Raw genomic sequence first — 22,590 nt, 5'->3', positions numbered from 1 at the left:
TTGCGAATATCGGCGCTTCTGGAACGGTGCTTCTTTTGCCGGGCCGGGTCTTCTCCTGAATTGCCTGCTGGGGCGGCGACTGCCGGCCGGAGACCCGACATGCGCTGCGCAACCTGGGAGAAGATGCCAGGGGCGGCGGACCCCTAGATTTTGCTGATCTGAAAGGCAGCTGTCATGGTTTCGCAAAGCAACAAGGAGCGCACATTCGCGCGCCTGTCCCGCCTCGAGGCGCTTCCCGATATACTGCCGTCGCAGCCGGGAGTTCCGCGCGTCGATGTGTCCGTTGCAGTGCGCAGCGGTGCTTTCGCGAGTTCAGATGCGCAAACACGGGCAAGACTTGACGTGCCCGCGGAAGACGTCTTTGCGTCGGCCACGTCCTTCCTTTCCAGGACCTGCGGCTACGAGGACCAGGTCGCCCGGTTCGCGGAGGCCGGCATGCTCTTTTTCTATCCGAGGCGCGATCTCCTGGACGCGTCCCTGGACGAACGCCGGGCGCGGGGCGGAAACGGAGCCGTCAGCCGGGTCTTTGTCGACGACGGGCGCCTCCTTCTGGAGACGGGACGTGTGCTGATCGGTTTCGACCTGGAAACGCGGGAGGCGGACCGGAAGCTGATCATGGACCGCGCCGGTCTTCTGGAACTTGCCGGATCCGGCCTGCCGCAGGGTGTCTGGCGCGCATTGGTTCTGGATGGCACGCCGGCAGTCGAGAAGTGCCTGAACCTGCTGGACGAAAACAAGGTGACCTTCGCCGAACCGGACTTCATCGAACAGGTCGGCGGACGGCTGACACCCGACGATCCCCTGTTCGCTCAGCAGTGGCACCACAAGGCGATTGACTGCGAGGCCGCCTGGGACATGTCCCTCGGCACCGACGTCAGGGTTGCGATGATCGACAACGGTTTCAAGACCGATCACGGCGATCTTGCGTTTGCCGCAGGATCCGGGTTCTTCCGGACAACTTCCGACTTTCAGGACGCGGATTTTGTCCCGGGCACTCTGGGAATGCCGGAGGGCGACCATGGCACGGCGACGGCGGGCATGATCGCCGCGATCAAGGGAAACGGTTTCGGCGGTTGCGGCGTGGCGTTCGAATCGAAGCTGATGGGGATTTCCTGCCTCAACGACCAGGTCGGGACCCAGTCGACCCTTGGACGCGCGATTGCCTATGCCGCGCGGCCTGATCTCGAGGGCCGCACGGAGACCGGAGCCGACGTGATATGCTGTTCGCTCGGGCCCGATGGCGCCGTCTGGCGGATGAGCGAGACGCTGCGGCTTGCTATCGAATTCGCGGCCACGCAGGGACGCGGCGGGCTGGGATGCCCCGTATTCTGGGCGTCGACCAATGGCAACTACCCGATCGGGGCCGACGAAGTCTGTTCCCATCCCGATACCATTGCCATCGGCCGGTCCACGGAGGCCGACACCGACGATTCTTCGGGTTACGGGCGCGAACTCGAGTTCCTCGCCACTGGCGCGCGCGTCCGGTTGCCGTCGGGCAACGGTGGCTACGGTTTCAAGCACGGCACCTCGTTCGCGGCGCCCTGTGCGGCAGGGGTGGCCGCCCTGATGCTGTCGGTGAACAGTCAGTTGACGGCCCGGGAACTGCGTCAGATGATGCGCGACTCGTGCGACAAGATCGGCACGTTGCCCTACATCCTGGGGCGCAATGCAAGGTTCGGATGGGGCCGCATCAGCGCCCGACGGGCTGTCGAGGCCGCACGGGCCGGTGTTTAGGCGGGCAGGGAGGACGGGACCATTCCCGATCGCAAGCAAGAAATCCTGAGGCGCCTTTCCGGGATGGAAATCGTGAACGATGTCCACGTTTCTCCTCCCGGCCCCGCGCATTCAGCAGACACATCTGGTGGGGCGCCGGGACCTCTGGCACCCGGTTCTCCGCTTCCGGGAAACCTGCCTGCCGGATCGTTGCAGAGCCTTGTGGACTCGGGTTGGGCCGTGGTGCCGCATGTCGCAGGAGCTCCCCAGGGCAGGGACGAAGACGCCTTTCTGCCCCTTGCGACCGGTGAACACGGCGGCCTGTTTGTTGTGACAGGCGCATTGACCGTGCAGTTCGACGCGCATTTGTCTGAAGACGATATTGCCCGCCTGCTGGCCGATCATGGATTGCATGTCCGGCGCAAGCTCGGCTTCGGCGGCCTGTATCTGGTCAGCGGGGCGGGAGACCAGGCCCTCGCAAAAGCCATGGATCTCAACGGGCTCGACCAGGTGTCCTTCGCCGAACCGGTTCTGGTCGAACCGCTGGGTGCGCGCTGAGCGACGTTTGTCCCACAATTCGAAATACATGAACAATTCGGCGCGGCGGCAGGCCATTGGTTGATGCCGGTCAATCAGCGCGGCGCCTCGACGCGATAGATGGTCTGCATGTTTCCGCCGGAAGAATGATGCGGCTGTTTTTCGCGGGGCGCATGGAATGTTTCGGCGCGGGTCGGCACAAGCCCCAGGTCCCGGACATAGCCGGAAATGTCGGCGTCGGTATATGTGACGGTCTGGTAGAACGCAGGGCCCATGTCGAGCAGGAAACCCGGGCCGGTTGCCGCGTAGGAATCGCCGATCATCACCGAGAAGACGACCGCGCCTCCAGCATCCGTCACAGGCAGGAACTTGCGGAAGATGGCATCCATCATAACCCGGTCGATATGCGAAAAGACGCTGCCCAGAAGGACGACGTCGGCCTCCCGGATGGCCTGGGCTTCGAGCGCGCTTTCGATCGCGCCGAATCGGGCTCTCGGATCCGCGCCGAACGTGCGGCCGGCATAGTCCAGACAGGCGTCTCCGTGCTTGCTCGGGGTCCCTTCGACTTCAAGTCCGTAGTACCGGAAATCAATCAGACGTCCGGTCAGGAAATTGAAAAACCGGCCGAACCCGCAACCGTAATCCAGAACGGTCATGCCCTCCCGGTAATGCGGGCCCATGGCCTGAGCGAGACAGGCGCACCACAGAGAGGAAACCGGCTCGTCGTCGCAGCCGACACTTCCCACATCCGGTACACGCCCCTCGATCAGTTTCGGATAGGGCGTGTGTTGCCATTTCCCGGTCCACAAAGCGTCTTCGAACAGCATGGTCAGGTCTCCGCTACAGGCATTTGCGCAATTGAGTCCCGGGCGTCGCCGGCGATCCGGAGACGCAGGCGTTTCAGCTTGTGATAGTGGGGCAGGCAGTTCTCACAGGCGCGCCGGAGGCGTGGATGGTCGTCCGGCGACGGATAATCGCGCTGCCGGTTCTCCGAGAACCCGGTGCTGGCCGACAGATGCCGGTGCCAGCTCGGATCGCCCCACCAGTTGGCGCCGAAAGCATCGGGAATTCCCCGTTGCCAGCACAAGGCATCCGGCCGATAGCGCAAGCCCACCGCCGCGCACCACGCGGCGACCGTATCCTGCGGCCTGGCAACAATGTCGGCCGCGTCGATCACGACCGGCGTTTCTCCGGTGCGTTCCACCGCCTCAACCATCGTGACCAGGGCGGCGTAGCCGGTTTCCTCGTCGCTCATGTCCGGCATGCGCGCAAAAAGCGAGGGAAGCGCCTCGTTCGGATCACGGATCAGGAAACTGTTGCGGAACAGGGCGAGAAACGCAGGGGTCACATGCCGGACCACATGATAGGCGTGATCCTTCACGAACACCGGCTTGTCCGCGGCCGCGTCCAGCACCTGCCGCAGGATATGGTCGAACCGCAGACCCGGATCGGGGCTGACATCCGTGCGGCGCGGACTGATCCGCTGGTCGCTGAAATAATAGGGGCGGGCGAAGGGTTCGTCGAACACCTGGTGATCGCCCCGCTCGAACATCATTCTGCCCATCGCGGTCGACCTTGCCCGGGCGTGGCACCACAGGGCGAGAGGCTTTGTCATTGTGCGACCTCCAGACGATCCATGTACCAGCGCGCTCCGCCATCCACTGCAATGTCCTGCATCGTGATCGCGCCGGACGTGTCCAGGCACAGGTGAACGACAATGCTTGCGATCTCGTCGGGATCCACCAGCCTGCAGCGCGGCATGAGTCGCGTCAGCGCGTCCAGCAACGCCTGCGGTTCAACTTGTTCCGTCCTGGCCAGAGCGCCGATGGCCGCGCGCGCCATGGCCGTGTCGACCCAGCCCGGACTGATCGTATTACCGGTCACATTATGCCGTGCCCCGGTCAGTGCCGCGGAACGTGTCAGCGAAACAACCCCTGCCTTCGCAGCGGCATAGGCGGGATATTCCGCCGATCCGAGCAGGGCGATATCGGACGCGATCGAGATGATCCGGCCCCAGTTGCGATCGATCATGACCGGCAGGCAGGCCCGCAAACATCGAAACGTGCCGGACAGCATGGTCCCGATCTCGTCGTCCCAGTCGGCATCCGAAAGCATGCCCAGGCCGGCACTGTGGCAACTGCCGGCCGCGCAGACGAGAATATCGATCCTCCCGTGTCGTTTGAGGACCTTGTCCATGAAGGCGTCGACGGATCGGGTCGAACGCACATCGATGTCGTGTCCCGAGATCCCGTCGCCGGCCTTTCGGGAGCCGATCACGACCTCGGCTCCTGCCTCCGCGAGCCGGTCTGCGACCGCCGCGCCGATACCGCCGGTGCCACCGGTCAGAACAGCCACCCGTCCCGCGAGTGCCTTGCTCATGGTCCGATGTCTCCGGCGCCGGAGCCGGGGCGCCGGCACAGCACGATCTGCAGGCTGGTGGACCCCGTGTCTTCGGAAAAGCAGCGAAATGACGGGAAGAACTCCGGTCTGGTCGCTCTTTTCAGCGCCGCCAGCCGGGACAGTTCTTCATGAAAACGCACTGCCGTGCTGTCCGCCCGCAAGGTCAGGCAGAGAAGGCCATCGGGCCTGAGCACGTCAAGGAGGTTGCCGATGGCACGGGCCGGGGCGTGTCCGATCGTGAAAACGCCGCATGCGATGACCGCATCGAACTCCGGACCGAAGGGCAGGGGGTGACCGATGTCGGCGACGACGTGACCGTCATAAACCGCTTTTGCGCGGGCCTGCCCGATCATCCGGGGAGAGAGATCGACCGCGCTGATCCGCGAATACCCCCGAGCGTTCAACGCGGCACCGACGAGCCCGGTCCCGGCACCCGCATCCAGCACCCGGGCCGATGCCGGCAGCAGGCGAGCCAGTTCCGCCGCCGCGCGTTGCGCACCGGTATATCCCAGTGCCTCCTGCACATGCCGGTCATACACCTCCGCCCAAATGTCGTATCGATCCCCTAGGTCTTTCGCGCCGTCGGCGGCATAAACCCACTCGATACGCGCCAATGCCTCGTTCAAAGCCGCGGTTCCGGTGTGCCCGCTAGCCAATGTGGTAAGCCTCCGCGGCATTGCCGCCGAGTATCCGGTCCCGGTCGGTCTCGGACAGGTGCGACAGCGTCTTTTGCAAGGTTCTCACCGGATCGGCATGGCCTTCTTCGTGGGGATAGTCCGATGCCCACATGAACTTGTGTGCGCCGAGCAGGTTGACCATGGCGTCGAATGTGAATTCGTCGGTTTCGCCGGCAACCCAGCACTGGCGCGCGAAATAGCTGCTCGGTTTCATTTTCATGATGTGGTGCCCGGTCATTTCATAGGCCCGGTCCATCCGGTCGACAAAATGGGCAATCCAGCCGCAACCGGATTCAAGCACTCCGATCGACAGACCGGGAAAACGCTCAGGTACACCGCCCTGGAACATGGAAGCCAGCGCGATCTGGCAATCCACCGCATACATCATGTTCAGGAACCACGTGTTGCGGCCGAAGGTAGTCTCGTGGAGCTGGCGCCCCGCATGAAGCGGCGAATTGCTGATGTGAAAGGCGACCGGCATTCCGCGATCCTCGCATTCGCGCCAGATCGGATCGTAACAGGCACCACCATAGGAAATTCCGCTCATCGGCACGGGCGTCAGATAGAGACCACGGGCTCCCAGATCCGCGGCGCGCTTCAGTTCCGAAAGGCCCTGTTCGATATTGGCCAGCGGGACCATGGCGATCGGAACGATGCGGCTCGCATAGGGTTTGCAGATGTCGTTCAGCCAGTCGTTGTAGACCTGGCAATAGGCCAGGGCCAGGTCGGCATCCTCGCATTCGCTCTGCCAGCCCAGACCCAGGGACGGATACATCAGCGAAACATCGATCTTTTCACGGTCCATCCAGCCCAGACGTTCCTTCATGTCCCGCGCGGCAGGGGGCACATGCCCTTCATAGGAAGGTCCGGTCTCGACTTTTTCATCGTCCCACTTCTGGCGTATGTCGTCATCCAGCGTGCCGAAGGACCCCAGAGACCCGCCTTGCACGATCTGAGACTTGCGTCCGGCAATTTCCAGGTATTCGGCTCCGTCCTGATCGACCCGGATTCGCAAGGCACGCTCCTTGAAACGGGGCGCAAGATTTTTTTCCCACAAGTCCGCGGGTTCCAGAACGTGGCCGTCTACATCGATAACAAAGCCCATGGGTATCTCTCCGCCAGATAATGCCGGTATCCAGACCGCAGGGCCCCGGCGACCTCACGGTAATCTTGCAGTCAAGGCTTCATCTACTCTTGAATTGCTGCATCGGCTTCTGGTGTGACGGTGGTTGTCGGAGCCGCCGACCTTCAGGAAATCCCGTGGTGACCCGCAAGCTGGCGGTCAGACGCACTCCCGACGCGCTGTCTGCGTGGACGCGGCGATGAACCGGTCAAGATCGTCAGAGCGGTGATACAGGCGCGTCGAAACGCGAACCGCGCTGGCTGTCCGGCCGTGCAGCGGAAAATCGACCCGCTTGACGATGATGCCGTGGTCCGTTTCCAGCCGGGCGATAAAGCGGTCGATCCGTGTCGGGTCAAAGATTGCGCCGGCATCGCGGAACGGATTATAGGCGGTCAGCCCGCTCAACAGCCTCGGGTCGCCATGCGGTGAAAACAGGTTTCCGGATCCCAGCTCAGCCACGATCCGGTCGCGCAGGCTGGTCGACAGACCCAGAATGGCTGCCTCGATCCGTTTGCGTCCGAGCGCCTGCCAGATTTCGCAGGCCGTCTCGAGAGCCTGCAGCCGGGCGATGCTGGCGGCGCCGGCGTTCTGGACATACTCCGCGATATCGTAGGTGGGGTGTCGGCCGCTGGTGCGCGCCGGCAGGCCGCCTTCGAGTGGATACCAGATCGACGCTGCCGGCCAGAATACCGGCAGAGGATTGGGGTTGTATTCCGCCAGAACGCGATTGCGAATGTAGACGAGACCCGTGCCGGGTGGACCGCATTGCCACTTGTTTCCGGAGCCGGCCGCGAAATCGGCACCCCAGTCGTGAAAGTCGATGTCCAGCATGCCGGGCACATGAGCAGCGTCGACCAGCGTAATCGCGCCGTGCCGCTGTGCCAGACCCGCGATTTCCCGCACCGGCAGCCGCGTACCGAGATTGGCGGTCAGCGCCGAGAACAGAACCAGCCTGGTGCTGTCGGACACCTGTTGTTCAAACCGCGCCAGAATGTCTTCCGCGGTCTGATCGTGGCCGAACGGGAGCGTCACGACTTTCAGGCGTATGCCCAGCCGGTCGCGCAGGACCGCCAGCGGCGCAAGACTGCCGAAATGTTCGTTGTCCGTCACAACAACTTCGTCTCCGGGGGAAAGGTCCAGTCCCAGCAGGATCTTGGAGATTGAATCCGTGGTGCTGTTGGTGATCGCGATCTCGTCCGTCTCGCAGCCGAAGCTCAGCGCCAGGTTGGCGCGGATCCCGCCGAATGTGCTGCAGATCGGCTCGTCTGCCTCATGCAGACCGCGCAGGGGAGCGCCGACCGTGCTCGCATCCATGTTCACCAGGCCCGGATCGAGCGAGAAGAGATGGGCAACCCCGTCCAGTGATCCGCCGGTTCCGAGTGCGCTGCCGAGCGCGCAGCCGTTCAGATATTTCGTGACGTCTGGCGGCCTGGCTTGTGTTCTGATCGGAGTTTCGACGACGCCGAGTTGTTGCAGGCGATCGAAGAAGTCATGCATCGGAGTGCCTTTCCGCAATGTCTGGGCGGGTCTCTCTGGAGTTTACGCCGATGCCCGCGTCAGGCTTCTCCTGCCTTGCGGCGTTTACCGGTTGAGCCGGATCAGCAGGTTGTCCGCGAGAATGTCGACATTGGGTGGATCAAGCATCGTCATGTGATTGCCCGGCACGATCACGGTGCTCACCTTGCTGTCGCTGAAACGTTGCCAGCCCCAGCTCGGATCGCTCCGTGACTGCTCCCTGTCCGGCAGGAAATCATGTTCGGCGAGCCGCGTCCGGGCACGTATCAGCACCACCTCGTCTGCGCTGACAGGCGCCGCCTGGAAGTCCGCCAGGGCCGCAAGGTTGGCGGCATAACGCGCCGCGAGGTCGCTGGAGAGCCTGCCCGGCCTGCCGGACCCGGGACCGTGCGCCGGCAGAACTGCACCCGCCGTATCGAGGCTGCCGAAGGCCGGAAATCCCGATCCGAAAGCCGGCGTCGCCGGGATGTCAAGGATCGCCAGAAGTTTGACCGCCGTGCCGGATTTCTGCAGCGCTTGAGCCGTGGCATGGGCGAGTAGGCCGCCATAGGAATGACCGACGAGGTTAACCCGCCCCTGAGGGAACGCGGCGCGCAGCTCAGCGGCAATCGCGGCGGCGCGCACGGCAATGGCAGCCTCCAGCCCAGGATCCAGGTCAACCCCGAACACCGCGCCCGCACCGGCCAGCCGGGCCGCAAGGTCTTTTAGGCCGGTTGTGGTCTCCAGCACCGAAGGCATCGCGATGACGGGCTCCCCTCCGGAAACACCGCACAGCCGGACGAGACGGCAGGCCCCGGGCGTCGGAGACAGCGGCGACACGGTGAAGAAACGTCCGGCGAGGCGCGCCGGCGTGTCATCGCCGAAGATCTCCGGCACCGCGCCGGACATCTGCTTTTCGAGCGCGGCGCGGAGCTCGAGCAGGGTGAGTGAATCCAGCCCCTGATCCTCGAAGGTCCTGTCGGCGGCGAATTGCTGCGTGTTCACTCCGGTCAGTCGCGCGCAAAGGCGGGTGACAAGTGCCAGCGAACCGGTTCCGGCAACGGGCCGGACCTTTGCCTCGGGCAAGTCAGCCGTGATCCCGGTTTTCTCGAAACACATGAGGGCCTGTGGAACCGCGTCGGCACCAACCAGGTCTGAAGACGTTCTGGTCTCCTGCAGGGTCAAACCGGCCCTGGCGGCCAGTCTTGTCCAGTCTTCGGTTGCCAGCAGGGGATGGCCGAGGCGAAGATCGTGGTCCTGAAACCGCCACCAGCCGGGCAAGGCACCAAAGACCATGTCTATCCATGGCCTTGCGGCGATACCCTCGATCAGGATCAGTCTTCCGCCAGGACGGACGAGGGCGGCGGCGTGGTCAAGAGCCTGCCGAACATTTCCGGCCGCGTGCAGGACATTGGCGGCGATCACCACGTCGTAGGCGCCATCCGCAAAACCCTGTGCGGCGGCGGGTTGTTCGATGTCGAGACGCGAGACAGACACTTCGGCCCGGCCGCGCAGCCGCTGCCGGGCCCTGGCCACAAAGGACTGGCCGATGTCCGTGACCGTGTAGTCCAGGGACCCGTCCGGTGTTCCGCCGAGAACGGATAGCGTGGTCGCGAGTGTGCCTGCCCCGATCTCCAGCACGCGGAGCGGCCCCACGTTGGTACGGACAAGCTCTGCAACAATGTCGGCCGCCGCTCGGTTGCTTGCCCGCAAGCTGAGATCGCTCCGGTAGAACCGGGCGAGAAGCGTGTCGCGTCCGCCGGGAAAAAGGGCTTCCCGGCCGTCCTCGTCGCCGCGCAGGATCCCGGCAAGCCGCGCGCCGACCCGCTCCACGAGAATCAGGCCCGTCCGGCCGGACCCCGGCGAGGGACCAGGGCCGGTGTCCTGCTGCTCGTGGATGTCGGCGAGACGTTCGGCCCAGGACAGGTGCCTGGCGGCGACCACATCACGCAGACGCGATCGCTCGACGCGGTGGTGATCTCCAAGCACACCAAGATCGGCAAAGGCCGCCCGGATATGATCTCGGGCGGCTGCATTCAGGCAAACGATGCGCGCTCCCGGGCTGAGCGGTGCCGCCGGTGCTGCTCCGGCGTTTGCGTGGGGCGCCGGCCAATGGTCCTCAAGTTCGAACGGGGTCGGTGGCAGATGGCATTTGCGGCCGGCGTCCGCACCGAAGCAGGCTCTCCAGTCGATATCCACGCCCCGTTCGAACAACTGGCATAGCGCGCTTGAAGGATTGCCGAGGCAGGCGAGCACGTGAAGCACCTGACCGGAGCCGGTGGCACGCCATGGATCGTCGCGGCCAATGTCCGGCCGGAAATCGAGCACCACGCCGATACCTTCCTGGCGAAGATCCCCCATCACATCCCGTGGGGAAGTGGCACAGCCACCATACGCCGGAGTGTCCAGGACACTCGGACCGGAGCTTCCACAACCTGCGGCGCGGCGGACCTGAACCTGATCGGCATCCCGGTTGCGCAACAGGGCGATCAGAACGTCCTCGATCCGGCACCGTCCCTCAAGGACAGATCCAATGTCCTTCCCCGGTCCGGCAGGCACAATCCGGTCAGGGCGAACGCCCCAGCTTGTCCAGAGCTCCGTCAGGGCCAGGGAAATGGCAAAAGTGGCGATGCTGTCGGAGCCGGAGCTCCCTGTCGGCCGTTGTTGCAGCCGCTCATTCAAAAACGGCATTTCCGCGCCGGGCATTTCCACCAAAATTGCGTCAACGCGTTCCAGCGTATCGCGGAAACCCCTGTGAGAGCTGCGGAGGGAACGGAGCCCCCCGTCCTCTGGGTCGAAAGTCTCCGGAAACAGGAACGCGAGGCCAGATGGTGCCGTGGGCGGAGCCACATGGAACGGGGTGGTTTCCGCTTTTTTGAGCGCATGTGAGAGGTCACTTCGCCTGGTAACGGAAAAGACCCGTCGGAAGCGGTTCATCCGCCGGGTCGTCGCCATTGTGAAGGCAATGTCCGAGGGTTGGAGAGCGCGGTCCTGCGCCAGTGCCATCCGCAATCGCCGAGACATCCGGCGAAGTCCTTCGGCGCTGCGCGCACTTAGGAGGACAGGGAGGGAGGCAGCGTCAAGTCCAGGTCCTCGAACCGATTGCTTCTCCGGTGGCGGATCGGCGGGCGCTTCAAGGATCATGTGGCAATTGTTGCCGCCCATGCCGAAAGCGCTGACACCGGCCCTTGGAACCCCCGGTAGTGTCCAGGGGCGGGAGGCCGTGCTGATGCGAAACGGGCCGGCGTCAAGGTCCAATGCCGGATTGGGCTCGGTGAAATGACGCAAGCCAGGCACCGTTCGCCGTTTCAGTGCCAGTGTCGCAGCGATCAGTCCCGTCATGCCAGCGGCTTCCGCAGAATGGCCGAACGTGGCTTTCGCAGCACCCAGGTCGCACGGACCGGTGCGCGTTCCCGTTCCGTAATTTTCGGCAAGAGCCGCCACCTCGATCGGATCGCCCAGCCGCGTCCCGGTCCCGTGCGTCTCGATATAGCCGATTGTATCCGGAGCGCATCCGGAGGCCTTCAGTGCGCGCCGTATCGCTTCCGACTGACCCTCAATCGATGGCGCGGCAAAGCCGAGCGCGGACGTACCGTCATTGGTCACCGCCGAGCCCCGGATGATCGCGTGGACAGGATCGCCGTCCCGCAAGGCGTCGCTCAGGGGTTTCAACAGGACCGCACCGGCTCCGTCGCCGTAAACCGTTCCGTCGGAGGATCTGTCGAACGGGCGCGTGATGCCGTCGCGAGACAGGATCATGCCGGCTTGAGGCCGGGACGACCGGTTCACGCTCGGGCGGAGCGCGGCGGCTCCGGCCAACGCCATGCTGCATTCGCCTGCGAGCAGACTTTGGCAGGCAAGATGAACCGCCACAAGCCCGGTCGCGCAGGCCGCCTGGACGTTCACGGAGGGACCCGTCAGGTTGAGCGCATGTGACACGCGCGCGGACAGGAAGGCTCCCGCAGTGCCAAGCAGCATCTGCAGCTCCGTCGAAGTCTCCGGAAAGCCGTTGACACGGGCGGTTCCGAGATTTTCCGAAGTGTCGAGGGCGTAGCTGCTGTAGCCGCAACCCGCGAAAACACCAATGTCCGCGCCGCTGCCGAAGGTGTCCGAGCCCGCATTTTCGATTGCCTCGTGTGCGCACATCAGGAAATGCCGGTGTTGCGGGTCCATCAGAACCGCATCCCGCTCGGAAATGCCGAAGAACCGCGGATCGAATGCCGCAATTGTCTTCAAGGCATGGCTCGGGGCGGTATCGTCGTCGTCCGGTGCCTGACGGATCAATTGCCGCCAGAGGTCCTCGGGCGTGTCCACGCCCGGAAGATGGCAGGCCATGCCGATGATCGCTACCGAATTGTCACGCGTGGATTTCATCTGCTTTTGCCCTGGGAACGGAACCACCGCTTTCGCAAAGATGTTGCGTCAGGCCGCGAACGGTGGGACAGCGCATCAGATCGACAAGCTCGAACGGTCCGGACAATTGCTCCTTCAGCATCAGGAACAGTTCCACCAGTTGCAGCGACGAGCCGCCATGATCGAAAAAGGTGAGGTCGATATCGATTTCGGACGTCCCCAGTATTTCGCGCCAGCAACGCAGGATCACCGCGGCCGGTCCGGACGGCGGTTCGGCGAGTTCCGGGGCAGGGATGACGGTCCGGGAGACCGGTTGAACGGAAAGTCTGCTCCGGTCGATCTTGCCCGACCGGGTCAGGGGCAGAGCGGAAACGATCCGGATCTCGGAAGGGACCATAACGTCCGGCAGGCCGCCTCGCAAATCCTGACGTATTCTGCGCGAAAGGACCCGTTCGATGTCCCGGCCCAGCGGGTCGTTCAGGACCGTCGGATTTCTCAAGGGCCGGTCGGCGGGCTCAACAGGCGGACTGCCTTTGGACATCCAAAGCGCCAGGCTGCCCGACTTGCATCCGGCAGCAAAGGACACGCGGCATTCGTTGCCATCCCCCGAAAGGGCGAACAGGTCCTCGGGATCCTGTGCGCCCGGGTCCGGTGAGGCCCGTTCACGGATGGTTTGCATGGTGACCTGAGGCGCCGCCGCGTTCAATTGCGCCTGCAGCGCAACGTCTTCCGAAAGCCTCCGGTTCGGTATGCCGGTAACACAGACAACCGACCCCGCGTCGCAGAATGAGCGCAATGCGCTCAAAGGCGGACAATCCGGCCAGTCATATGTGCGCACTGGTCGGTCCAGACCCGCGACATGGTCGAGATGCAGCACGGCATCGTAGCGGTAGAGACACATTTCGGTGTGGTGGCGGTCGCGGCGCAGCGCGAATTCGACACCTGCCACACGTGGGAAAAGCCGCGCCAGTTGCCGGAAGTAGTCCGGATCAACGAACAGGCGCTGTTCGGACCCAGTCTGCTGCGTGACCCGCCGCGACACCTCCACTGCAAGATCGGCAGGGTCAGCTCGCGCACATTCCAGTCTGGTGTGAAACAGTTCCAGCAATGTCAGATTGCGCAGATCGCCCAGAAAAACCAGTCCGCCCTTGCCGGTCTGCGCAATCGCGGTCTCGAGTACGGACTGGAAATAGGCGCGGTCCGGAAACAGTTCCACCACCGAATTCAACAGGACACAGTCGAAGGACCGGTCGCATTCAGCGAACGGTGTCTGGGCGGGTTGGCACGCCAGGCTGAGTCGGCTGGTGTCGAGACCGAGTTTTCTGCAGGCGGTTTTCACCTCTTCAAGCGCCTGTGGCGATATATCGGTGCCGGCGTAGAACGTGCAGTGGTCCAGGAGCCGTGTCAGCAGCATGCCGCTGCCGCAGCCGACCTCAAGCAGGCGGCGGGCACCCAGCGCGCGAATGCGCGCCGCGGTCGCGTCGGCCCAGTCGCCCAGTTCGGACTGTGAATAGGAATGGTGCCGCGTGCTGTCACGCCAGCCGCGCGGATCCGTACGGGAATCCGTGCTCTCAGGCAGTTCGCTGTAGACGCTGTCCCAAAGGGTTCGCGCCCGGTTGAGCCAGGTTCGGCGCAGGTCTTCCGCCACCCGATCCCGGGCCTCCTGCGCCGGAACCACAAAGGCACGCAGACCGCCACATGCTTCTTGCTGCACGACGGCCGCGGCCTCGACCGCGTGGCTTAATCCGAGCGCGGTTTCAACTGCATCCAGATCGATACGAACCCCGCGCAATTTTGTCTGCCGGTCGCGGCGCCCCAGAAACGCGTAACCGTCCGGGCCCTGTCGGGCGATGTCACCGGTGCGGAAGAGCCTTTTCCCGGATCGGGGGCAGTTCGGGAAACACGCTGCCGTCAACTCCGGTTCGTGGTGATACCCGTCGGAAAGCGCTGCTCCCGCGATACAGATTTCGCCGTCTTCGCCCGGCCCGGCAGGAGCCAGTTTCTTGTCGCGCAAACTGATTTCGACGTTGCTGATCGGCTGGCCGATCGGCACCCGCCTGGGCCAGCAGGCGGGATCGCCCTTGAGCGTCAGAGCCGACACAACATGGGTTTCGGTGGGCCCGTAATGATTGTGCAACCGGCAGTGGCCGCCTGCAAAAAAGGCCTCTATGGCCGGCGTGACGACAAGTGCCTCGCCGGCGGTAATGACATCGCACAGCACCTGCGGGCAGGCAAGACCCGCCGCGGCAATCAGACCAAGCGCGTGAGCCGGGAGGAATATCCTGGAAACGCCGCGTCTTGAGACAAGCTCCAGAAGCTGTGTCGGGTCGCGGCGGACAGGTTCGTCCGTCAGGACAAGTTCGCCGCCACCGCACAGGGTCGTCAGAATTTCCTGGGTCGCGACATCGAACCCGAGCGGTGCATACTGGAGCACCCGGTCCCCCGGTGTCAGGGGCAGTGCAGTCCGGTGCCAGCCGGCAAGATTGCGCAGAGGCCCCTCGGACATCGCGACGCCCTTGGGCGCGCCGGTCGAGCCGGACGTGTAGAGCAGGTACAGCGGTGTGTCCGGCCGGCTGTCGAGGGAGACCCGGCCGGGCGCGGCAGGCAGGTCTTCAATCCCGAGCCGAAGTGGCTGGAGCATCCCAGGCAGCAGACTGCTGCTGCAAGCGGGCGCTACCACGGTTTCCAGGCCCGCGTGACGGGCGATCGCCTGCAGGCGCTTTGCGGGTAAGGACGGGTCGAGCGGCACATAGGCGCGGCCGGCCTTCATGCACCCGAGCATTGCCGCGATACGGTCCGGACCACGGTCGTCCAGAATGCCGACCGGCGCCGTGCCGCCGTGCCGGCACAGCCAGTCCGCCAACGCGCAGGCGCGGGCCTCCAGCATGCCGTAGCTGATCGTCTCTTCATGTGTGCTGACGGCAGGTGCATCGGCCCGGCGCGTTGCCTGAAGCGAAACGAGGCCTGTCAAGGAATGTGGCGCCGTCCGGTTCATGTTCTGCGGGCGCCGAAAACGACGCCATCCATTGCGTCCTCCATGGAGATGACCATGAAACCCGCATAGGTCAGGCTGGTGTGAATCTGGGCCGCGGTACGGAGAAAATCACCGGCTGCCGGCTCCTGCGGACAGGCTGCGCAGGCCTCGGCGACAATCAGCATGACACCGGGCTGCAATTGATTCCATATCACTTCAAGAAGTTGTTCGAACCGTCTGATTTGACGCGTATTCGTCACCAGTGCGGCGTCAAGAAAACCGATGTCTCCACCGCACCACCAGTCCGGATCTTCCCACAGCACCATCGTGTTGTCCGGCACTTCAGGGAAGGCATCCGGATCATGCCGCCGGACACAGACGTAACGTCCGTCACGTTGCGCCATCATTGCGGCGCGGTCGAAGTTGGCGCCTCCGATCTCGAGCAAACGGCTGACGTTTGCGCGCAGCAGCGCTCGGGTAATGTGGGCGTCCATGTCTTCCAGCGTTGACGGCATGGAGGGCCGGAAGTTCTCGACGGCGGCATCCATCGTCCTCATCCTCCCTGCTGGTGCGATGCCGGCGCGGCGCGTTCCGAAAAGATGGCGCGGGTCAGAACAGGTTTCGCCGTCTCCTGGAAATCGATGTCCGGATCAAGCTTGCGGACGATGCCTTCGATCACGAGCAGCGCCAGCAGGGGAAACACCAGTTCGGGCGCAGCCCGCAAACCGTGACGCCTGTGCAGATCGAACATCTCGCCGGCGAACGCTATCAGGCTGAACTGGCTGGCTGGAAGGTTGTGATTTCGCCGGGCCAGATCGGCCATTTCTTCCAGAAACGAGGTGTGATCCGAAGGCGGCCCCCGGTTGGTGGCGCTTTCCAGAACAATCTCGGCGCAACGCCGGGACCGGCCCCAGGCCATTTCGAGGAAGAACTCGGCGAACAGGCTGCGCATGCGCTGGCTCAGCTTGACACTGAACCCGGCATCCAGGATGACCACCTGGCCGCTGCGCCGGAAGTAGAGATTGCCGGGATGCATGTCGCAGTGGACGAAACCATCGATGAACAGCATCGTGTAGGTTGCCGTGAGCGTGGTTTCGGCCAGCCGTCTCCTGAGACCGGCGTTGAGTGTTTCCACCGCGTCGCGGGACAGGTCGGGAATGTAGTCCATGACCACCACGTTCTCGCGGCACAGCGCCCGCACAGGCCGGGGAACCCAGACCCTGGGCACGATGGAGACGATGTCCGCGATACGGTCCAGGCAATCTGCTTCACGCGCGAAATCGAGCTGCATTTCAATCGCGTCGCCGATGTTTTCCATCACCTCGACAACCGCGACATTGCGAAAGACGGGAAGACGGGCAAGGAGCCGGGCGCCCGCCCGAGCAAGGGCCAGGTCCGCGGCCATGATCCTGTCAATCCGTGGACGGCGCAGCTTGACCGCCACGTCCTTTCCGCTGCCGGTCCGCGCGCGGTAGACCGAAGCCACGCTGCCGCTGGCAATGGGGATCAGGTCGATTTCGGAAAATGTGCCGGACAGCGGACTGCCGTAACATCCTGACAGTTCGGCTTGCGCCACCGCCGGGGGCAGCGGATCGACATCGTCCTGCAAACGCGCAAGTACGTTGCACAGATCAGCGGGCAGTTCATCGCGCCGGGTGGACAGGATTTGACCGAATTTCACAAAGGTCGGGCCGAGCCGTTGTACCAGGGACAGGAGCCGTTCCCAGTAGTGTAGCCGCGCCGCGGCCCGGCCGGACAGGACGCGGCGGACGAGGTAGACAGGCACCGTTGCCGCGCAATGCATCGACACCAGGGCCAGAACGGTGGCCGCCCGGGCCAGATGGGCGCTCGGGCCGGGGCTTGCAGTCCGCCGGGGCTCCGCCCGTTCCCGGGTTCCGAACAGGGGGAAATGGGTCATGGCTGCAGGTCCCGCTGTGTGCTTCTGCGGATGCCGCAGTCGATCTGCCAGGACAGCGCATCGCGAACCCATGCCCCGGGCCGGATCGACACCCGCAGAACGTCGCCCGTTGCCACCAGTGACGAGGCCAGGGGCCAGATGAAAACCGCCCAATTGCAGCCGGGATAACCGGGGAAATTCGACAGGCGAATGCCGTCGCCGAAATCAGCCTCGAAGGCGAGTGCGAGCGCGTCCAGCCGACCAGGCCGGATGATGTCGATGTCACAGTGTTCGGGCAGGGCGCCCGGTAGCCGCCCCAGATCGATCGCCGCGAGCGCCGTGGTTTCGCTCAACAGCTCCGGGGGGCGGGCAAAAAAGTGCAATTGAGCCGAGGACCCCAGAAAGGGCCGGGCCGCTGCCAGCGAATATCCTGCCAGGTCGTCCGACCAGACCCCCCAACTCTCGCCGTCGAAACGAATGGCGTTGATCACCGTGGTCAGCCGCTGCGGGATGATTGCCCCCCCGGGTTTCAGATGACGCTCCGCGCAGATGGCGAGGATCTCACCCATTTCCTCTTCCGGGCCGATGTTGCCGAGCATCTCGCTGACGAGAACATCCGCGCGCCGGGGCAGCGAGACGGTCCGCGCGTCTCCTTCCACGATCGTCACCCGGTCGGCGATGCCGTTGTCCGCCAGAATGGCGCCCGCGATGCGCGCCGTGGCGGGATCACCTTCGATGGCATAGACGTGCCCCGCGCCATGGCGCAGGGCTAGCAGTGTCAGGGCCAGGCATCCGGCGCCCACATCGACCACGACATCGCCGGGACGGACATCACGCGCCAGTGCCTTGTCATACGCTTCAAGCCGTGTCCGGTCCCCCAGCATCACCTGATGCATTTGGCCAAGCCGGGGGTCCAGATAGATGGATTGTGCGTGCGTATTCATTCAACGCTCTTTCGTGACCGGTACGCGGTCATTCAGCCGCCGGCATCTGGGACGGCATGGGAAGATCGTCGTGCCCCAGGTCCGGTTCGAACCCGGTGCTGTTCATGACCGCTTCGCGCCCGACGATCGACTCGCCCAGAACGATGGTCACATTCCGCAGACGGCCACGCATGTTGCGCTTCTCATCGATGATTGCCGTGTCCGGGCCCTCCATGCGCAGTTCGGTCCCGGCAACGTCGCCGGTCGGCAGGTGGCCGCGGACCAGCACCGGGTTGGTTCCGTAAAGCGGACCATCGGGAGAAACGACCTCGAACTCGGTGTCAAAGGCAATTTCGCCGCTGCGGCTCGCCGCTTCCACGGTGACTTCGCCGCCCTCGCCATAAGCGCCGCCGGAAACCTTGAAGAAGCTGACACGCAACATGACGCGCCCGCCCAGCAGCTTGCTCTCGCCACTCATGGCGACACGGGCAAGCTGGGCCTGGATCCCGTCCTTGCCCTTGTGTTTTTCGGGCGCGAACAGCAGGATTTCCGTACCGGCGGCGAGCTTGTGGTCACCGAACAGCTGGAGGACTTCCGTCTGGCCATCGATTTCCAGTTCGACACGGGCTTCGGCGGAGCTTTGAATGATGAGCGACGGATCGACCAGCATCGAGATGCAGGGGCCGAAGCTCTCGGCGAAGAATACCTTCGGAACGATGCCGGTGGCCTGGTTCATGGCGTTGGCGGTGTACCAGGCTTCCGGCAGGTTGATGCCGCGCACGACGTTCGGGGCCGTGATGACCGTGCCCGGACCGTCGCCGAAAGGTGCGCCAAGAACCGGTGTGGTCAGCGGCTGCTTGTAGGGAGGAATACCGTCGACCACTCCGTCGATGGCGATCACGTCACGATGGGCAAGACGCATGGTGCTGGTTTCGAGCACACCGAACCGGCGGATGAAGAACTGCGCAGGGAAGTTCTGGCCCGGAACGATCTGCCGCACATGCCCTGTGTTCGGCAGGTAGGGATTGGACAGGACCTGGATCCGGTCGTTCAGGGTGTGGCTGTAGCCCTTGATGCCCACTTCGGGCGCGCTGATCAGCTCAAGGTCGAATTCCGCGTAACCATCTGAATCAACACGGTGGTTGAAACCTTCCATCGGCCACTTGTTCAGCTGGACAAAGCCGGACAGGCTGATCGTTTCGCGTTTTCCGGAATAATAGTCATCCCCGAAGACGACGGTCGCGGCAGCCAGGATATGGGGCCGGAGCGGCTTCGGCTCGATGTTGAGGGACTCATAGGTTTCATACCCCCGGGCGCCGACCATACCACCGCCGTTGCGCCGGTTGACTTCGTCATGGCCGTCACGCATCGACTTGGCGCGCGTGGCGTTCGGATTGCGTTTGTCGTCTGAGATGTATGCCATGGCCTCGTACCTCTTTCATTTCGCCATTTGGATCGGGGTGCCACAGGGGATCAGGACATGCGTCGATCAAGCCAGAGATTGGTGATGTCGAAGAACTCGATCTGCGGCACGTGCACCGCGTTGCGGACGCGGGGGCTGTGGTAACGTGACGTCATTGCGGCAAAGGCCAGAATCGGCACAATGGGCAAATCCTTCATCAGTGCGATGTCGATTTCGTGCCAGAGCGCTTCTGCTTTTTCGAGGTCGCTTTCGCGCAGTGCTTCGGCAATCATCCGGTCAACGTCCGGATTGGAATACCCGCCGTAATTGGTGGTGCCGGGTTTGTTGTTTGTCTGGAACATGGGCTGGACGATGGACCGGCCGTTGTTGCCGAACCAGTCCGGGGTCCATCCCGGTTCCGCGATATCCCAGCGGCTCGACCGGGCATTGTCCGGTGTCGACAGGAACGACCCGTAGTAATCGGCCTGGCTGTATTTTTCGAAGCGGAGACGGATTCCGCACGCTTCGAGATCGTGAGCCACGGACCCCATCACGTCCAGATGCAACTTGACGTCGCGAACCGCCGCGATCAATTCGATCCCTTCGCCGTAACCAGCCTCCGATAACAGCTCGCGCGCCTTTTCGCGGTCGCCGCGGTCGCCTTCCGACGGGTAGGGATTGAACGGGCGATGCCCTGTGCTGCCGGGGGGAATTGCAGAATGCAGCGGCTTGTTCGGGACGCCCTGCATGACCGACAGGATGTCGCTGATCGCGACCTTGTCGACCGCATAGGCAATGGCCTGACGGACATTCAGGTTTCCGATCGCGCCGCCGGCATTCTGACTGTGCATGTTGAACACGAGATAGGGATTGAGGGCGAAACCCGGATAGCTTCTTGGAAACTCGATCCGCTCCGGTTCGGGCTTGGCCCAGGACACGACGGTGAACGACCAGGCAAGGTCGGCTTCGCTGCGATCGATCATGCCGCGCAGTGTTTCGGGCGTTTCCCTTTTGATCCGGATCCGGATTCCGTCCAGGTTCTGCTGACGGATCGGGTCGCTGTCCTGAAGCCAGGCCGGATTGCGTTCCAGCCGGATCTCTTCGGGGTCGTCCGGTGAGCTGGCGAACCGGTAGGGACCGTTCGAAACGTGGTTGGCGCGCATATCGGGACTGTCCGGAAGATAGGCGTCATATTCGACCGGTGCAGGCGAGGCGAAACCCATCGCCAGGATATTGAGAATATCATTGGCCGGTGTCACCAGCGTCACGCGCAGTGTCTTGTCGTCAAGTGCTTCCAATCCTGCGATCTCGTGACTGTTCTGGAATTCGGCCAGACCAGCGGCCGTCGCCGGCCGGCCCTCGAAGGCAGCCTCGTAGGCGGCTGCGTAATCCGCATAGCCTTCTATGGTGCTGGTGAAATAGTGGAGCGCACCGGCGCTGCTGACCGGATTGGGCAGGCGCTTGAGCCCGCGGATAATATCTTCGGCGGTCACTTCGCGCGGCGGCGTCGTGTCCCACCGGACGCCCTCCCGCAGCTTTATGGTCACCACACGCCCGTCAGCGCTGATGCCGCCGTTTTCCGCCGTGGGGATGGTTTCGGCGATATCGGCGGCGGGCGTGAAGGCCTTGACCGCGTCGGAAAGGTCATGGGTGGCGGGATAGGCAAACAATTGCCTGGTCAGCGCTCTCAGGATCTGTCCGGAAGTCGCATAATAGGCGCTTGCCGTATCGATGTGGTCCGGGCCGCCGGGGCCCAGCAGTTCCAGGACGCCGCCTGTCTTGGGAGCCGTGTTGCCTTGCTCGCCGAATTCGATGTCGCGCAATGCCTTGTTCATGTCGGTCTCCACCCGGGAAAATATCCAGAGCCCGACTATGCGGACTGTTCCGGCCGCAGACCTCTCCTGTCTTGCTCAATGTCCGGATGGGAGCGCGGGGCGCACAATCACAGGTGGCGGACACTGGTTCCAGGATGAACCGGCCCTTTGCCGAAGACGGGCGGATTGCCCTGGCCGAAGAACGCATCAACACCGCGCCGGCTTTTTGGAAGGCTGAGATTTACAGCAAGATAGGAGAAGACCGCGCGCGTGTCGTAGCCCAGAGTCGAATGCGTAATTTTCGCAAACATCGAGGCCACCAAATGCCTAGCGACAACGACGAAGTCATCGAAATCCTGCGCTCATTCGATGAACGACTGACTTCCATCGAAGCGCGACTGAGTACGGGCGCTCCGGGCGGTTCCACTGTCGGAAGTTCGAAGCCGGGGACGCTCAAGCCAAGCCAGTATGGAGGCTATGCGATCGAGTTTGACCGCACGTTCAACAGCGATGTCGAAAGTGTCTGGAAAACGATCACGGATCCCGAGCGCATGGTCGACTGGTACGCGGACGCGAAGGGGGACGTCAATCTGGGGGGGCGGCTCGAGCTGCATTTTCCCAACAGCGGTGCCGTCGCCTATGCGATGGTGACCCAAATGGAACCGCCCAATGTGTTCGAGCACATGTGGGTGACCGGACAACTGGAAGACCCCGCGCAGCCGATGCCCAACGAAATCGCGGCTCGGGGCGGCACTTGCGGCGACCTGACGCTCGCGTCCAGCACCATTCGCTACGTGCTGACCGCGATGCCGGAACGCGGCACCAGGGTCCAGATGAACCATTACGTTCCGCTCAATCCCCGCCTGCTGGGCGAGGGGGTCGCACGGGCGGCCCGCGACAGCAAGAACCCGGTGTCGATGACACCCGCGCCGGACATGGTGCTCGCAACCTGGGACATCCTCATGGACCAGCTTGAAATGGCCGTGAGCAATCCCGGCATCCGGGCCATGTCACGAAGCGCCGACAGAAGCGCGAGCTGGGCCTGGGACCGGTTCGAGGACCTGCGCCGTTCCTACCAGCAGGTCGTGTCCTGACCGAGGCGGTGAGAGCTCATGTCCTGTCAGGGACTTACGGGAAATTGACCCATCGCGCCGGTACGATCGTTGCACCGGCGCGATATAGTTTGAAAACAAGGCGCCGGGCCGGACGCCGGACCAAAAACCTGGCCGGAGATCTGGCTGGAAGCCTGAAATGGTTTGCAGATATGAAACAGCAACGGCGGC

17 protein-coding genes are annotated in these 22,590 nt (G+C 63.6%); 3 read left to right on the top strand and 14 right to left on the bottom strand.

Features of this window, described 5'->3' with window-relative positions; genetic code table 11:
- Nucleotides 1–174: 174 nt before the first annotated feature.
- Nucleotides 175–1,734, top strand: coding sequence for a S8 family serine peptidase (locus AC0VX3_RS15460; RefSeq protein WP_475521257.1), 1,560 nt, complete (start codon nt 175–177; stop codon nt 1,732–1,734).
- A 201-nt stretch (nt 1,735–1,935) separates the two neighbouring features.
- Entirely contained in the window at nt 1,936–2,271 is a 336-nt protein-coding gene (locus AC0VX3_RS15455) for a S8 family serine peptidase (protein ID WP_348147674.1), read from the top strand.
- A gap of 74 nt (nt 2,272–2,345) precedes the next feature.
- On the opposite strand, the gene AC0VX3_RS15450 is transcribed toward AC0VX3_RS15455, so the two are convergent.
- The 14 genes from AC0VX3_RS15450 to AC0VX3_RS15385 all read right to left on the bottom strand — a co-directional run bounded on the left by AC0VX3_RS15450 (nt 2,346) and on the right by AC0VX3_RS15385 (nt 21,618).
- The gene (locus AC0VX3_RS15450) at nt 2,346–3,077 is read right to left on the bottom strand and encodes a class I SAM-dependent methyltransferase (RefSeq protein ID WP_475521256.1); all 732 of its coding nucleotides are present in this window, start codon (nt 3,075–3,077) and stop codon (nt 2,346–2,348) included.
- A gap of 2 nt (nt 3,078–3,079) precedes the next feature.
- Nucleotides 3,080–3,865: a sulfotransferase-like domain-containing protein gene (locus tag AC0VX3_RS15445; protein ID WP_475521255.1), complete on the bottom strand. Its 786-nt coding sequence runs from the start codon at nt 3,863–3,865 to the stop codon at nt 3,080–3,082.
- Complete coding sequence (locus AC0VX3_RS15440; RefSeq protein WP_475521254.1) at nt 3,862–4,629, bottom strand: SDR family NAD(P)-dependent oxidoreductase; 768 nt, start codon at nt 4,627–4,629, stop codon at nt 3,862–3,864. Before AC0VX3_RS15440 ends, AC0VX3_RS15445 begins: the two co-directional genes overlap by 4 nt.
- A complete protein-coding gene (locus tag AC0VX3_RS15435) occupies nt 4,626–5,306 on the bottom strand; it encodes a class I SAM-dependent DNA methyltransferase (RefSeq protein WP_475521253.1) in 681 nt (226 codons plus the stop codon). Before AC0VX3_RS15435 ends, AC0VX3_RS15440 begins: the two co-directional genes overlap by 4 nt.
- A complete protein-coding gene (locus AC0VX3_RS15430; RefSeq protein WP_475521252.1) occupies nt 5,299–6,432 on the bottom strand; it encodes an amidohydrolase family protein in 1,134 nt (377 codons plus the stop codon). The genes AC0VX3_RS15435 and AC0VX3_RS15430 overlap by 8 nt, the downstream gene beginning before the upstream one ends.
- A 177-nt stretch (nt 6,433–6,609) precedes the next feature.
- On the bottom strand, nt 6,610–7,947 hold the full coding sequence (locus AC0VX3_RS15425; RefSeq protein WP_475521251.1) for an aminotransferase class V-fold PLP-dependent enzyme: 1,338 nt from the start codon (nt 7,945–7,947) through the stop codon (nt 6,610–6,612).
- Nucleotides 7,948–8,031: 84 nt separating this feature from the next.
- On the bottom strand, nt 8,032–12,318 hold the full coding sequence (locus AC0VX3_RS15420) for a beta-ketoacyl synthase N-terminal-like domain-containing protein (protein ID WP_475521250.1): 4,287 nt from the start codon (nt 12,316–12,318) through the stop codon (nt 8,032–8,034).
- Complete coding sequence (locus tag AC0VX3_RS15415) at nt 12,302–15,268, bottom strand: AMP-binding protein (protein ID WP_475521249.1); 2,967 nt, start codon at nt 15,266–15,268, stop codon at nt 12,302–12,304. Before AC0VX3_RS15415 ends, AC0VX3_RS15420 begins: the two co-directional genes overlap by 17 nt.
- Before the next feature lie 20 nt (nt 15,269–15,288).
- Nucleotides 15,289–15,819 carry a hypothetical protein gene (locus tag AC0VX3_RS15410; protein ID WP_475521248.1) on the bottom strand — a complete coding sequence of 177 codons (531 nt, stop codon included), beginning with the start codon at nt 15,817–15,819 and terminating at the stop codon, nt 15,289–15,291.
- Nucleotides 15,820–15,824: 5 nt separating this feature from the next.
- On the bottom strand, nt 15,825–17,189 hold the full coding sequence (locus AC0VX3_RS15405; RefSeq protein ID WP_475521247.1) for an ABC1 kinase family protein: 1,365 nt from the start codon (nt 17,187–17,189) through the stop codon (nt 15,825–15,827).
- Nucleotides 17,186–18,112 carry a class I SAM-dependent methyltransferase gene (locus tag AC0VX3_RS15400; RefSeq protein ID WP_475521246.1) on the bottom strand — a complete coding sequence of 309 codons (927 nt, stop codon included), beginning with the start codon at nt 18,110–18,112 and terminating at the stop codon, nt 17,186–17,188. The genes AC0VX3_RS15405 and AC0VX3_RS15400 overlap by 4 nt, the downstream gene beginning before the upstream one ends.
- Nucleotides 18,113–18,140: 28 nt before the next feature.
- On the bottom strand, nt 18,141–19,514 hold the full coding sequence (locus AC0VX3_RS15395) for a DUF6004 family protein (RefSeq protein ID WP_475521245.1): 1,374 nt from the start codon (nt 19,512–19,514) through the stop codon (nt 18,141–18,143).
- Between the two features lie 50 nt (nt 19,515–19,564).
- On the bottom strand, nt 19,565–21,328 hold the full coding sequence (locus AC0VX3_RS15390) for an ABC transporter substrate-binding protein (protein ID WP_475521244.1): 1,764 nt from the start codon (nt 21,326–21,328) through the stop codon (nt 19,565–19,567).
- 107 nt (nt 21,329–21,435) lie between these two features.
- Nucleotides 21,436–21,618 carry a hypothetical protein gene (locus AC0VX3_RS15385; RefSeq protein ID WP_475521243.1) on the bottom strand — a complete coding sequence of 61 codons (183 nt, stop codon included), beginning with the start codon at nt 21,616–21,618 and terminating at the stop codon, nt 21,436–21,438.
- 12 nt (nt 21,619–21,630) lie between these two features.
- Here AC0VX3_RS15385 and AC0VX3_RS15380 point away from each other — a divergent pair, with 12 nt between their 5' ends.
- Nucleotides 21,631–22,401, top strand: a complete 771-nt coding sequence (locus tag AC0VX3_RS15380) for an SRPBCC domain-containing protein (protein WP_342894772.1) — start codon at nt 21,631–21,633, stop codon at nt 22,399–22,401.
- The last annotated feature ends 189 nt before the right edge of the window (nt 22,402–22,590 follow it).

This window comes from Roseibium sp. QJM3NY_11 (assembly GCF_056173175.1).
Note: the sequence above shows the minus strand (reverse complement) of the source record. Positions and strands in the feature narration are given on the sequence as shown.

Coding starts and splice junctions, on each gene's coding strand:
- AC0VX3_RS15405 (WP_475521247.1), bottom strand. CDS start 17,189: ATGACCCATTTCCCCCTGTTCGGAACCCGGGAACGGGCGGAGCCCCGG.
- AC0VX3_RS15380 (WP_342894772.1), top strand. CDS start 21,631: ATGCCTAGCGACAACGACGAAGTCATCGAAATCCTGCGCTCATTCGAT.
- AC0VX3_RS15395 (WP_475521245.1), bottom strand. CDS start 19,514: ATGGCATACATCTCAGACGACAAACGCAATCCGAACGCCACGCGCGCC.
- AC0VX3_RS15460 (WP_475521257.1), top strand. CDS start 175: ATGGTTTCGCAAAGCAACAAGGAGCGCACATTCGCGCGCCTGTCCCGC.
- AC0VX3_RS15440 (WP_475521254.1), bottom strand. CDS start 4,629: ATGAGCAAGGCACTCGCGGGACGGGTGGCTGTTCTGACCGGTGGCACC.
- AC0VX3_RS15425 (WP_475521251.1), bottom strand. CDS start 7,947: ATGCATGACTTCTTCGATCGCCTGCAACAACTCGGCGTCGTCGAAACT.
- AC0VX3_RS15450 (WP_475521256.1), bottom strand. CDS start 3,077: ATGCTGTTCGAAGACGCTTTGTGGACCGGGAAATGGCAACACACGCCC.
- AC0VX3_RS15430 (WP_475521252.1), bottom strand. CDS start 6,432: ATGGGCTTTGTTATCGATGTAGACGGCCACGTTCTGGAACCCGCGGAC.
- AC0VX3_RS15445 (WP_475521255.1), bottom strand. CDS start 3,865: ATGACAAAGCCTCTCGCCCTGTGGTGCCACGCCCGGGCAAGGTCGACC.
- AC0VX3_RS15400 (WP_475521246.1), bottom strand. CDS start 18,112: ATGAATACGCACGCACAATCCATCTATCTGGACCCCCGGCTTGGCCAA.
- AC0VX3_RS15420 (WP_475521250.1), bottom strand. CDS start 12,318: ATGAAATCCACGCGTGACAATTCGGTAGCGATCATCGGCATGGCCTGC.
- AC0VX3_RS15390 (WP_475521244.1), bottom strand. CDS start 21,328: ATGAACAAGGCATTGCGCGACATCGAATTCGGCGAGCAAGGCAACACG.
- AC0VX3_RS15385 (WP_475521243.1), bottom strand. CDS start 21,618: ATGTTTGCGAAAATTACGCATTCGACTCTGGGCTACGACACGCGCGCG.
- AC0VX3_RS15410 (WP_475521248.1), bottom strand. CDS start 15,819: ATGGATGCCGCCGTCGAGAACTTCCGGCCCTCCATGCCGTCAACGCTG.